The sequence below is a fragment of the Zymobacter palmae genome, from assembly GCF_003610015.1.
Classification (GTDB): domain Bacteria; phylum Pseudomonadota; class Gammaproteobacteria; order Pseudomonadales; family Halomonadaceae; genus Zymobacter; species Zymobacter palmae.
The window spans coordinates 660,342-672,795 of record NZ_AP018933.1; the positions used below are offsets into that span (position 1 = coordinate 660,342).

9 protein-coding genes and 1 other RNA gene are annotated in these 12,454 nt (G+C 59.2%); 7 read left to right on the top strand and 3 right to left on the bottom strand.

Translation table 11 applies throughout. From position 1 onward, the window contains the following. Positions 1-171 precede the first annotated feature (171 nt). The gene (locus ZBT109_RS02945; RefSeq protein ID WP_027705510.1) at positions 172-1,512 is read right to left on the bottom strand and encodes an aspartate aminotransferase family protein; all 1,341 of its coding nucleotides are present in this window, start codon (positions 1,510-1,512) and stop codon (positions 172-174) included. Between the two features lie 91 nt (positions 1,513-1,603). Further along, positions 1,604-2,971, bottom strand: coding sequence for an ethanolamine permease (gene eat / locus ZBT109_RS02950; RefSeq protein ID WP_027705511.1), 1,368 nt, complete (start codon positions 2,969-2,971; stop codon positions 1,604-1,606). 217 nt (positions 2,972-3,188) lie between these two features. Here eat and ZBT109_RS02955 point away from each other — a divergent pair, with 217 nt between their 5' ends. Beyond that, positions 3,189-4,229 carry a phosphotransferase enzyme family protein gene (locus ZBT109_RS02955; protein WP_197714364.1) on the top strand — a complete coding sequence of 347 codons (1,041 nt, stop codon included), beginning with the start codon at positions 3,189-3,191 and terminating at the stop codon, positions 4,227-4,229. Between the two features lie 171 nt (positions 4,230-4,400). After that, positions 4,401-5,471: an AraC-like transcriptional regulator QhpR gene (gene qhpR / locus ZBT109_RS02965; protein ID WP_051523938.1), complete on the top strand. Its 1,071-nt coding sequence runs from the start codon at positions 4,401-4,403 to the stop codon at positions 5,469-5,471. A 483-nt stretch (positions 5,472-5,954) separates the two neighbouring features. On the opposite strand, the gene ZBT109_RS02970 is transcribed toward qhpR, so the two are convergent. Further along, positions 5,955-6,719, bottom strand: a complete 765-nt coding sequence (locus ZBT109_RS02970; RefSeq protein ID WP_027705514.1) for a TlyA family RNA methyltransferase — start codon at positions 6,717-6,719, stop codon at positions 5,955-5,957. 348 nt (positions 6,720-7,067) lie between these two features. Between ZBT109_RS02970 and ZBT109_RS02975 the strand changes: the two genes are divergently transcribed. The 5 genes from ZBT109_RS02975 (at position 7,068) to recR (ending at position 12,443) form a co-directional block, all read left to right on the top strand. Next, on the top strand, positions 7,068-8,513 hold the full coding sequence (locus tag ZBT109_RS02975) for an MFS transporter (protein WP_038278595.1): 1,446 nt from the start codon (positions 7,068-7,070) through the stop codon (positions 8,511-8,513). Positions 8,514-8,683: 170 nt separating this feature from the next. Then, positions 8,684-8,779, top strand: an RNA gene (gene ffs / locus ZBT109_RS02980) — signal recognition particle sRNA small type. Between the two features lie 392 nt (positions 8,780-9,171). After that, a complete protein-coding gene (dnaX, locus tag ZBT109_RS02985; RefSeq protein WP_120185321.1) occupies positions 9,172-11,430 on the top strand; it encodes a DNA polymerase III subunit gamma/tau in 2,259 nt (752 codons plus the stop codon). Between the two features lie 84 nt (positions 11,431-11,514). Next, complete coding sequence (locus ZBT109_RS02990; RefSeq protein WP_027705071.1) at positions 11,515-11,841, top strand: YbaB/EbfC family nucleoid-associated protein; 327 nt, start codon at positions 11,515-11,517, stop codon at positions 11,839-11,841. After that, on the top strand, positions 11,841-12,443 hold the full coding sequence (gene recR, locus ZBT109_RS02995) for a recombination mediator RecR (RefSeq protein WP_027705072.1): 603 nt from the start codon (positions 11,841-11,843) through the stop codon (positions 12,441-12,443). The genes ZBT109_RS02990 and recR overlap by 1 nt, the downstream gene beginning before the upstream one ends. Positions 12,444-12,454: the final 11 nt, after the last annotated feature.

Genomic DNA, 12,454 nt, shown 5'->3' on the forward strand with positions numbered 1-12,454 from the left:
TATCGGCATGTTCTTTTCGGCTAGGCATTGGTGGCATCTGATGACCTGTGTCTGAAAATGATGGCGTGCATCTCACCAATGAAAGCGCCGAGGATGGTCGTCCTCGGCGCTTTTTCTATAAGCAAACGTTCTTCCTTCTATCGGCGAGCATTTTTTTATAACGAAAAAAGCTCACGCGAGCAGGCGGGCGAGGCTTCTGTCCAAGGCGCCGACCAGCCATTCGATATCGTCAGCCTGGAAGGCCAGCGGGGGACGCAGCTTGAGTACGTTGCCGTAGGGACCGGCCACTGAAGTCAGTACACGCTCCTCTCGCAGCGCCTCAATCAGGTTTAGGGCCAATGTCTTGTCGGGGGTCTTGCTGGCGCGATCGCTCACCAGTTCAAAGCCAATGAACAGCCCTGCACCGCGTACATCGCCCACACAGTCGTACTTATCTTGCAGCGTTTGCAGGGCGGCCAGCAATTCCGTGCCGACCGTCAGGCTGTGTTCCTGCAATCCCTCTTGCTGAATCACGTTGAGGACGGCCTGTGCTGCTGCCATGGCGACAGGGTTGCCGCCGAACGTATTGAAGTAGGGAATCTGATCACTGAACGAGGCCAGTACCTCATGTCGCGCTAGCAGTCCCGATACCGGGATGCCATTGCCCATCGGTTTGCCGGTCGTGACGATATCGGGTACTACGCCGTGGCGACCGAAGCCCCAAAACGATTCCCCCGTACGGGCGAAGCCGGGCTGTACTTCATCCGCGATGAAGATGCCGCCGTTAGCGTGCACGACCTCAACCGCTTTCTGTAGGAAACCGCGCGGGTAGGGCAGCACGCCGTCGGATGAAAAGATCGAATCGGCCAGAAAACCGGCGAAGGTAATGCCGTGCGCGGCCATATCGTCGATTTGCTGCTGAATCTCGTGAGCGAACCACTCCCCCAGATCGGGTGCATCGACGCGATAGTGATCAGGCGGCATGACGAGGCGGGTGGTCGGGGCTAACGGTTGACCACTGCCGAGTGCCGGTGAGGCACCCGACGTCAGATCGCTGGTGCCGTGATAGGCCTCCTTGGTCACGATGATGCCCGTACCGCCGCTGTGGGCGCGGGCCACACGGATGGCAAGATCGTTAGCTTCTGAGCCGGTGCACATGTACATCGCACGGTCGATTTCAGCGGGAAGTGTGCCCAGCAACGCGTCGCTGTAGTCGAGGATGCGTTCATGCAGATAGCGCGTATGTGTATTGAGCTGGCCCATCTGGGAGCAGACAGCATCAATGACGGCAGGGTGGCAGTGGCCGATACTGGCCACGTTGTTGTAGACGTCGAGGTACTGGTGGCCGTCGGCATCCCACAGGTATTGCCCCTTGCCTTTCACCAGATGCACCGGGGTGCGATAGAACAGCCGATAAGCACCGCCTAACACCTGGCCGCGTTTATCGGTCAGCGCTCGAATGTCAGGGCTGAGTGCATTGGCATGTTCAGCGCGAAAACTGTTGGTATCCATGATGGTGGAGCGCGTTTTCATGAGTCACCTCGTTGAGGGCGTGAAGATCGAGAAATGAAGCCATAAAACGTAAAGAGAGCAACCCGGGGAAGTGGTTCTGACGACGGCGGTGTCAGGCCTCGCCTTCCTGTGCAGTAGTGGGAGTTGCCTGCCGTTCTCGGCGGTTCTTGGTGGTGAGGAAGTACAGGTAGCCCACCCCCATAAACAGCAGGAATAGGGTGGCGATCATTGGGTTGAACCACAGCATGGCGGCCAGACAAATGATGGCGCAGATCAGGGCAACGGCGGGCACGATGGGATAGCCGGGGGCTCGGAAGCTGCGTGGAAGATCCGGAGCCGTGCGGCGCAGACGGAACAGGCTCAGCATGCTCATGATGTACATCACGATAGCGCCGAAGACGGCCATGGTGATCATCGCGGCGGTCAAGCTCATGCCCTGTAAATTGATGCCGTCGCCGAAGATCGCAATGATGCCCACCACGCCGCCGGCCAGAATGGCCCGGTAGGGCGTCTGGAAGCGTGACAGCTTGGCCAGCCCCTGCGGAAGATAGCCCGCGCGGGCCAGTGCGAACAGCTGACGCGAATAGCCCAAGATAATGCCGTGAAAGCTGGCTATCAGACCGAACAACCCGATCCATACCAGCATGTGCATCCAGCTAGAGTGTTCGCCAACGATCATCCTCATTGCCTGTGGCAGCGGGTCGTTGATACCCGACAGTACGCGCCAGTCGCCTGCGCTGCCGGCCATCAGCATCACCCCAATCGCCAGCACAACCAGCGTCATGATACCGGTGATATAGGCGCGGGGAATGGTGCGCGTTGAGTTCTTGGCTTCTTCTGCAGCCATAGCGGCACCTTCAATGGCAAGAAAGAACCAGATGGCGAAGGGAATCGCGGCAAAGATGCCCGCCATAGCAGTACCTGAAAAGCTATCGCTGCCCGCCCAGCCGTGGGCCGTGAAGTGGGCCAGGCTGAAGCCGGGCGCGACTACCCCCATAAAGACCAGCAGTTCGATGACGGCCAGTACCGTGACGACCAGCTCGAACATTGCGGCCAGCTTCACCCCGAGAATGTTGAGCGTCATGAAGACGAAATAGGCGCCGATGGCGGCGTACTTGGGGCTGAGTGTGGGGTACTGCACGTTCAGATAGGCCCCAATGGCCATCGCGATAGCGGGTGGGGCAAACACGAATTCAATCAGTGTCGCCATGCCCGCAATCAGACCGCCCGTATCGCCAAAGGCTCGGCGGCTGTAAGCGAAGGGCCCGCCTGCATGCGGGATGGCGGTAGTTAGCTCGGTAAAGCTAAAGATAAAGCAGGTATACATCACGGCAATGAACAGTGTTGTGACCAGAAAACCGAGCGTTCCGGCCGTGCCCCAACCATAGCTCCAGCCAAAGTATTCGCCGGAAATCACCAGCCCGACAGCGATTCCCCAAAGGTGCAACGTGCCCAGTGTGGGCTTGAGTGCGTGTGTCATCACGGCCGTCCTCGTTGTTGTTGTGTGCCGAAGCGCTATGCCTGACCACTGTTGTGAGGTCGCTATCGATCATGCCACCAGGACGAGACGGAAAACTTGACGTGGCCGCGCCTACCTGTGCGCGCTGCGGTCAACTTCGACAGAAAGGCAGAGAGGGTGTCGTCTGGCGTCAAGTGATGCACCGGCGAGGTCAAGCGCGAAAGGGAACGGGCGCGCCATGCTGAATGCCTCTTATCCGCTTGGAGTACGTTCGATGAGTACCGCTCAGTACGACACCCTTGACGATGCTGCGGTAGCGCAGTTGGCCCATTGCGCGCTGCAGCGCTACCCCTTTCTCAGAGATGGCGAGTTGCAGTTGATCTGCCGCTCGGAGAACGCGACGTTCTGCGTGCAGGCACGGGGACAGCGCTATGCGCTGCGCCTGCATCGTGGCCACTATCATCGCAAGGTGGCTATCGAAAGTGAGCTACTGTGGTTGGATGCGCTGCGTGAGGAAGGCATCTCGGTGCCCGAGGCGCTTTACGATGGTGAAGGCGAGCGAGTGCAAACGCTATCGTTGCCGGGTGGCGAGCAGCGGCATGCGGTGATCTTTCACTGGGTCGCAGGTGAAATGCCCACTCATGGCATCGACCCACGAGCCTTTGAGCCACTCGGGCAGATCACCGCACGGCTTCATCGTCACAGCCAGTGCTGGCAGAAACCCGCGGGATTCACGCGCATTCGCTGGGATCATGCCTCAATGATTGGCGCGGAAGGGCATTGGGGCCACTGGTGTGAGGCACCGGGATTGCGGCCGAGCGATCGGGCGCTGATGGATGAAGCGGTAGCGCGTATCGGTGTCGAAATGGCCGCGTTTGGAACGTCTCCGGCGCGCTATGGGCTGATACACGCCGACCTGCGGCTCACCAATTTGCTGCTGCATCAGGGGGAAACGCGCGTCATTGATTTCGACGATTGCGGCATGGGCTGGTATCTGCATGATCTGGCAGCGGCCATCAGCTTCGAAGAGCATCACCCTAATGCGCCAGCGTGGATCGAACACTGGCTGACCGGTTACGAGCGTGAGGCACACCTCGACGACGATGATCTGGCCGTTATTCCAGCACTGGTGATGCAGCGTCGTATCCAGATGACCGCGTGGGTAGCGTCGCATGCTCAGACCCAAATGGCGCAGAGCCTTGGCTCTGACTGGATGCACCATACCGTGCGGCTGTGCCGTCGTTATCTGGAAGAGCAGGTGTTGCCTGTGGGGAGCTAGCCACTATCGCCTTTTCGACCGCGAGTGGGAGTGGGAGTGGGAGTGGGAGTGGGAGTGGGAGTGGGAGTGGGAGTGGGAGTGGGAGTGGGAGTGGGAGTGGGAGTGGGAAGGTGGTACGCATCTTGCTTGGAGATCACCATCTCCGGTGATCGTTGTGCAAGAGAGGTGTCCATGGCAATGCCTTCGTTTCAGTCCGCGCTGGCCGGTGCCTTTGCTGGCGTACCCGCCGGGCACCGCGGTGTACTATCCGCTGCGGCTTCTGGGCTAGGCGACTTTATTGGTCACTGTGGCGGCGATATTGACCATATCTTCGGCATCAGTGGCATCGACCCCGAGCTGTTGGGCAGCCCTACGCTGAGTCTGGGGCTGGTCAATTATTGCCGAGTGATGGAGGAAGCCGCACGGTCATCGGGGGAGGATAACTTCGGGCTGTACTACGGCCGCCAGTTCAAACCCCAAGCGCTTGGATTGATCGGCTATATCGGTCTGTGTTCGCCGACGCTGGAACAGGCGCTGCGTAATGTGGTGAGTGCCTTTCCCTGTCATCAGCACGACACTCTGACGCGGTTGGTTGATCAAGGCGAATGCCTACGGCTCGACTATCAGGTGCATCACGGTGCCATTCTGGCTCGCCGGCAGGATGCCGAGCTGACGCTAGGCATGTTCCTCAACCTGATCCGCTATGTGCTGGGGCCGCAGTGGGCCGCACGTGAGGTGCAGTTCGAGCACCCTCGTCCGGAGGGCTGGCACGAGCACTGCAAGGTCTTCGACGCCCCTGTGTATTTTGAGCAGCCGTTCAATTCGCTGCTGATTCCCAAGCGCGATATTGGTCGAACGATGCCTGACAGCGATCCGCTCCTGCTCGCGGTGATGCAGGATGCAATCCGCCGACTTAATGACCGGACACCGCATCAAGGGATTGTCGATCAGGCGCGCAACCAGATTCATCTGCTGTTGGCGCAAGGGCCGCTGAGCCTTGAACGTGTGGCTGACAACATGGGTATTTCGCCGTGGTCGCTCCAGCGACGCCTGCGCGAAGAAGGGACCTGCTTCACCCAGATGATCGACACCGTACGGCGAGAACTGGCCGAGTACCTGCTTCCTCAGCGTCAGCTGCCACTGTCAGATATTGCACTGCAGCTGGGCTACTCGGAGCTGAGTGCTTTCTCGCGCGCCTTTCAGCGCTGGTATGGCACCAGCCCACGCACGTGGCGACAGACACTTCACTTAGCGCCGTGCTGAACATGGAGAGGGGAGGCGAACGCGAGAGCATTCGAGGCGTGTCAGTGTCCTAGGCAAGGCTAGGAGGATACGGCGGGGCGTTGCTGAGGTTTGATATATGCACTGTTAGAGGTGACGTCAGATTGATTTTTCGCTTTCTAAAATAGATGGCGCTTACCGTAATCTTGTCGCTTAAGCCTCATCAATGACATGAGTAGAGGGATTAAACACGCCCTAAGAACACTGCCCTGTAGGACTATCGAACCGAGTGTGCCGTGCCATCCCATCCTGTATAGGGGAATGATGGGCGCTATTGTTTTCGTTGATATCCATGCGCTGCCGCAGAGGAGATGCCTTGCGCGCTACTTATAGAAGAGGGGCTGTATGCGCTATCAGCATCAGAAAAGCTTGGGGCAGTGGGGAAATATAGCGAGCGTAATAGGCATGAGGAAGAGGGCAACAGAAGCTTGCCCTCTACCACAGACGTCATCGCGTATTGCTAGATCAGGCGCGCTTTATCGCATGTAGAATGAATTCGTGGTTGCCATCGCCGCCTTTGATGGGACTGTCATACCAGCACTGTACGTCTAGTCCAAGTGAGTGGCAGCAGTCGCGGATGCGCTGTTCCACATCGGCATACAGCGCGGGGTTGCGCACAAGCCCTTTGTCATTGATGGCATCGCGGGTCAGCTCAAATTGCGGCTTGACCAGTGTCAGCAGATGGCCGCCCTTTGGCAACAGCGGTGCCAGCGAGGGCAGGATTAGGGTCTGGGAGATGAACGACACATCCATCATCGCACCGTCGATGCCTTCGGGTGCATGGGCGAGAATCGCATCATGGGGCAGATCACGGGCATTGACCCCCTCCATGCAGGTCACGCGTTCATCCTGACGCAGTGATGGGTCCAGTTGGTCATGGCCCACTTCGATACCGATCACGCGTGCGGCTCCACGCTGGAGGGCGCAGTCGGTGAATCCACCGGTAGATTGTCCGATATCCAGAAGCGTCATGCCCTGAACATCCAGCCCCGTTACGTCCAACAACCCTTCGAGTTTTAGCCCTGCCCGCGACACATAGCGCTCTTCCTCATCCGGCTCGATATCCAGCAGAACATCGTCCGCTAGTTTTTCTCCCGGACGCGTCAGCGCTTTGAGGCGCTGGCCGCTGGCATTGGTCAGAAAGACACGGCCATGCTTGATGAGCCGCTGGGCGCGTGTGCGCGAGGAAATCAGGCCACGGGTAACGATGAGCTGGTCGAGACGTTGCATGGTAGTGAAGGTCCATTGGTGCGAGGAAACGCACTTTATCATGACCACCTGGTGCATGGGGTATGGGCCTTTTCGCAAGGATGCGCTTTTCTACACTGCCACTGCCTGAGCGGTATGGCGGGGAGCGTCGTCAATCGGGATCAGACGGTCGAGATTTGGTTGATAATAGAGGATGGGAGAAATGTATACAGCGCGTCTTTGCCTATTTCTTCCTTCTTTAATGACAATGAGTCGCAGTTGCATATCTTTTCCAGTGCTTTTGCCCGATCATGGTGCTCACGCTTTTTGGCACAGCAAATAAGGCTCGTCGCCGTTAACCGACAGTGCAGGTCTGGAGGCCGCTCGCGCATGGAATTATTCGTAGACAAACCCGGTGATGAAGGATTGCCGGGAAATAAGCGACGCCTAGCGATGATCGCGGTGATGACGGCAGCGATGATGGCGGTGTTCGATGGTGCCATCGTCAATATCGCCCTGCCGCAGATAGCACAGACCCTGCAGGTGACGGCCGGTACAGCGGTGTGGGTGGCCAGCAGTTACCTGTTGGCGGCCGCCATGCTGCTGGCCAGTTTTGCGGCGCTGGCCACGCACCTAGGCTACCGCACCTTGTTTACCTTCGGTATCAGCGTCTTCACGCTCAGCTCGTTGGGTTGCGCGCTATCGACATCGCTGCCGATGCTGGTTGCTATGCGTGTGGTACAGGGCATTGGCGGTGCCGCAACAATGAGTATTGGTCCGGCCATCATGCGTTCCATTTTCCCCAGTCGGCTGTTGGGACAGGTTATCGGTCTGAATGCGATGCTGGTCGGTTCCAGTACCGCCGTGGCTCCGATTCTAGGAGGAACGCTGCTGTCGGCGCTCGGTTGGCCGTGGCTGTTTGCGATCAACATTCCCCTAGGGATCGTTGCGCTAATGCTGACTCTGCGAGTTATTCCCAATGAACGCAGTGCTCGACATGAACCGTTCGACATCTATGGCGCTTTGCTATCTGCGGTGGCGCTTGGGGCGCTTGTCATGACGGCCAACGCCTTTGCGCATCCTGCGGCAGGCAGTTCGTCCTTCCGTACGATGCTCATGGCGGCCGCTTACGGTGCGACGGCTGTCGTTGCAGGCATCGCTTTCGTCGTTCGCCAGCGCTACGCACCACGCCCGCTTATACCGCTGAGCCTGTTCTCTTCCGTACGCTTTTCACTGGCGGCGCTGACCTCCATGGTGTCGTTCGTCAGCCAAGGCATTACGTTCGTTGCCCTGCCATTCCTGTTTCAGAGTGCCTATGGTTACAGCGCGTTGGGGTCGGCGCTGCTGTTTATGCCATGGCCCATCGGCATCATTCTGGTGGCTCCGTGGGCGGGCAAGCTGTCTGATCGCTACCCTTCCGCTCTTATTTCAACGTGTGGGCTGGGCTGCTTCGCTATCGGGCTGGTGCTGCTGGCCAACTTGTCAGCGCATGCCTCCATCCTTGATATCGCGCTGCGCAGCCTGCTGTGCGGTATCGGTTTCGGCTGTTTCCAGAGTCCCAACAACCGCGAGATGATGTCCAACGTACCGCGCTCAAGCAGCAGCTATGCGTCGGGCATTCTGGCCATCATGCGTATTTCAGGACAGTGCCTCGGGGCAGCGGCGGTCGGGAGCGTGCTGTCGGCCTATGCCGCGCTGCATGGCACCCTCGACCAAGAGATGTTCGCCATTCACCTGAGCTTGTGGGGAGCGTTTGGTGCCACAGCGCTGGCCGTAATCATCAGCCTAAGCCGCCTGCGCCATGTCATGATGCTGGAGAAAGACGAGCGTCTCTGAACCGACGTGCAAGGCTCGTGACCGCTAGAATGAGCGTGCCAGACCGTGGGTGGCGGCAGGTTTCGACAGCACTCGATTGATGGTGGCGCTTGATGCCGATGAAGCGTGCTGTTAATATGCATGCCTACTCGTCGCAGCACTGCACGCGGCCGAGTCGTTATGGTGGCCCTTATCGGTCCTCTCGCAACATGAAATCACGAACCCCGCCAGGCCCGGAAGGGAGCAACGGTAGTGATGTAGTGTGTGCCGGGATGTGGCTGGTAGGGGCCACCGCCTTTCTTGCGCTTCGTTCCTCCTCGTTTTCTCTCATCGATTGTTTGATCAGACTTCATCCCTGATGGATGGCGTGTCCGTATGATTCTGGATTATCCACAATAGGTCATGCTGTAACTGGGTGTGGATAAGTCGCTTACATCGCACTGATCGGCTGCTTTTCCTTCATCTGATATAAAGATGATTCACGCTTGCTTCGCGGTGTCCCGGCTCGCACTTGGCGTCCCAGAACGCTAGAATGCCTGCATCATCAATGAGGTCTGGCATCGTGCCAACAGCGACTTAGCGTTGGCGATACCCTAGGCGTAGCGCCGGTTCACGGCCCTGCATGACCTCGTTCTGCTTCTCTCTACTGACTCGTCTTCGGCGAAGGAATCCGTGCCGCATGAGCTATCAGGTACTGGCCCGCAAATGGCGGCCGCGCACCTTTCATGAACTGATCGGCCAGAGCCATGTCAGCCGCGCGCTGATTAATGCGCTTGATCAGGATCGCCTGCACCATGCTTACCTGTTCACCGGAACGCGCGGGGTAGGTAAGACCACCATCGCGCGCATTCTGGCCAAATGCCTTAACTGCGAACAGGGCGTCTCGTCCAACCCGTGTGGTCAGTGCGATACCTGCCGTGCGATAGATGAAGGGCGCTTTGTCGATTTGATTGAGGTCGATGCGGCATCGCGCACCAAAGTCGAAGATACGCGCGAGCTGCTGGATAACGTGCAGTACGCGCCGACCCAAGGGCGCTACAAGGTCTACCTGATCGACGAAGTGCACATGCTGTCGTCGCACAGTTTCAATGCCTTGTTGAAGACGCTAGAAGAACCACCTCCCCATGTGAAGTTCCTGTTGGCCACTACAGATCCGCAAAAGCTGCCGATCACCGTGCTGTCACGCTGTCTGCAGTTTGCGCTGAAGGCGATGTCGCCTGAGAACATCGTTGGCCACCTCGAGCATATTCTGGGGCAGGAAGGTATCACCTTCGAATCAGCTGCACTCTGGCTGTTGGCGCGTGGCGCGTCGGGGTCAATGCGCGATGCACTGTCGCTGACCGATCAGGCGATTGCCTTCGGACAGGGCGCGATCCATGAACGTGATGTTGCCAGCATGCTGGGAACGCTTGATCATCGTCATCTGACCTCGATTGCACAGGCCCTTGCGGCCGTCAACGCGCCTGCGCTGCTGAGCACCGTCGGTGAGCTGGCCGAGCAGAGCCCCGACTATAGCGCGGTACTTGATGGGCTGTGCGAGCTGTTCCACCTGCTGGCCGTTGCGCAAATGGTGCCGGAAGCCATATCGGGGGCGCAGGATCAGCAGCAGGTGGTACAGCTGGCCCAGCAGTTCACGGCTGAAGACGTCCAGCTCTATTACCAGATTGCGCTGCAAGGGCGTCAGGACATGACCTCGGCTCCTGAACCGCGTTCCGCGCTTGAAATGACGTTGCTGCGCATGCTGGCGTTTCGTCCTCAGGGCGTACCGGCGCCCGCCAAGGTGCCTTTGCCGATGGTGGGCAGTGCCGCAGCTGCGCCTAGCGTGGCGCAAAATTCAGTTGCAAATGAGGCGCCCAGCGCATCTACTGCCGCACCGCAGCAACCGCAGCAACCGCAGCAACCGCAGCAACCGCAGCAACCGCAGCAACCGCAGCAACCGCAGCAACCGCAGCAACCGCAGCAACCGCAGCAACCGCAGCAACCGCAGCAACCGCAGCAACCGCAGCAACCGCAGCAACCGCAGCAACCGCAGCAACCGCAGCAACCGCAGCAACCGCAGCAACCGCAGCAACCGCAGCAACCGCAGCAACCGCAGCAACCGCAGCAACCGCAGCAACCGCAGCAACCGCAGCAACCGCAGCAACCGCAGCAACCGCAGCAACCGCAGCAACCGCAGCAACCGCAGCAACCGCAGCAACCGCAGCAACCGCAGCAACCGCAGCAATCGCAAGCCACCGCAGCAGCGGTCAGCGAGCCGCCGTGGGACATGCCGGGGCAGGCGACGCCTGCCAATGCGGCGGCTTCGCGTGAGCCTACGCCCCAAGCGTCAGCGGCACCTGTCGCTCACGATAGCGATATAAATGCTATGGATGACTACGCTGCGTTTGAAAGCATGCAGAATGCTTCGGCGTGGGAGTCGTCCGCTGAGGTCAACAGTACGACTGCAAAAAAGCCTGAGGCGGTGCCAGCGCCCAGTGCGCCGGTGTCCGCCGTGCCGGACACCGCGGCTGCCTCGCTGCCTCCTGACAATGCGCCGCTGGACCATCCCGCTTGGCTGGCGCTGTTCACGTGGCTATCGCTTGGTGGTCTGACCGGTAACCTGGTGGCGCATACGGTGCTGGAGCACGATGACGGTCGCACGTTGCAGCTGCGTCTTGATCCCTCTCAAGGCGCAATGAACGCGGAAGTGCACGCCCAGCGTCTGAGCGAGGCACTGTCTCAGCAAGGCTGGCAGCGACAAATACACATTGAAGTTGGCGCTATTGCAGAAGGCGTGGAAACGCCTATCGTGCGGCGTCGCCGACTTCAGGCTGAACGTCAGGCACGCGCGGTTGAAGCGCTGCGCAGCGATCCCCATGTTCAGCTGTTCCAGACACAGTTCAGTGCGCGCTTGCTCGAAGACAGCGTGACGTCGTTCGAGGGGGAGTCATCTCACTGAGCCACAGGCCGTGCATAAGGCACGGCCTGTGATCACCGTATCAGAAAGAGCAGGGCACACCGCTGCTGCTACAGGAGACTAGCGATGTTCAAGGGTGGAATGGGCAATTTGATGAAGCAGGCCCAAGAAATGCAGGAAAAGATGCAGAAGGCGCAGGAAGAAGCGGCCAATGCAGAAGTGGAAGGCAGCGCTGGGGCCGGGCTGGTTAAGATCGTTATGAACGGTCGTCATGACGTGACGCGCGTCGAGCTGGACCCGAGCGTGATGGAAGAAGACAAGGAATTCCTTGAAGACCTGCTGGCCGCGGCGGTGAACGATGCCGTTCGCAAGGTCGAAGAAAATTCCCGCAAGCAGATGGAAGGCCTGACGGCCGGTCTTGATCTGCCTGCCGGATTCAAGATGCCCTTCTGATGCTGTTCTCCCCGGTCGTCGAGCACCTGCTCGAATCACTGCGCGTGCTGCCCGGTGTCGGGCCCAAGAGTGCTCAGCGCATGGCGCTGCACCTGCTCGAACGCGATCGTGCCGGTGGTGAACGCCTAGTACAGGCACTCCATGAGGCGCTTGAGCGTGTGGGCTATTGTCAGCGCTGTCGCAACCTGACCGAGCACGAGGTGTGCAGCCTCTGCGAAGATGCACGCCGCGAATCGACATCGTTGTGCGTGGTTGAATCGCCGGCGGATTTGATGGCGATCGAAGAGGCGGGCGGCTATCGTGGACGCTATTTCGTGCTGCACGGCCACCTGTCGCCACTGGATGGCATCGGGCCGGATGCGCTGGGCCTTGATCTGCTCGAACAGGAAGTGCGCACGCATCGCTATCAAGAGATCGTGCTGGCGACCAACCCTACCGTTGAAGGCGAGGCCACGGCCCATTACATCGCCGAGCAGCTGCGGCCATTGGGCGTCACGTTTTCACGCTTGGCTTACGGGGTGCCGCTTGGCGGCGAGCTGGAATACGTGGATGGCGGAACGCTATCGCGGGCCTTTTCGGGTCGCCAACCGTTTCAGTCCTGAGGGGCTGTCGT

Bases quoted from the DNA above. Each gene is read 5' to 3' on its own strand.
- ZBT109_RS02975 (WP_038278595.1), top strand. From the start codon at position 7,068: ATGGAATTATTCGTAGACAAACCCGGTGATGAAGGATTGCCGGGAAAT.
- eat (WP_027705511.1), bottom strand. From the start codon at position 2,971: ATGACACACGCACTCAAGCCCACACTGGGCACGTTGCACCTTTGGGGA.
- recR (WP_027705072.1), top strand. From the start codon at position 11,841: ATGCTGTTCTCCCCGGTCGTCGAGCACCTGCTCGAATCACTGCGCGTG.
- qhpR (WP_051523938.1), top strand. From the start codon at position 4,401: ATGGCAATGCCTTCGTTTCAGTCCGCGCTGGCCGGTGCCTTTGCTGGC.
- ZBT109_RS02990 (WP_027705071.1), top strand. From the start codon at position 11,515: ATGTTCAAGGGTGGAATGGGCAATTTGATGAAGCAGGCCCAAGAAATG.
- dnaX (WP_120185321.1), top strand. From the start codon at position 9,172: ATGAGCTATCAGGTACTGGCCCGCAAATGGCGGCCGCGCACCTTTCAT.
- ZBT109_RS02955 (WP_197714364.1), top strand. From the start codon at position 3,189: ATGCTGAATGCCTCTTATCCGCTTGGAGTACGTTCGATGAGTACCGCT.
- ZBT109_RS02970 (WP_027705514.1), bottom strand. From the start codon at position 6,719: ATGCAACGTCTCGACCAGCTCATCGTTACCCGTGGCCTGATTTCCTCG.
- ZBT109_RS02945 (WP_027705510.1), bottom strand. From the start codon at position 1,512: ATGAAAACGCGCTCCACCATCATGGATACCAACAGTTTTCGCGCTGAA.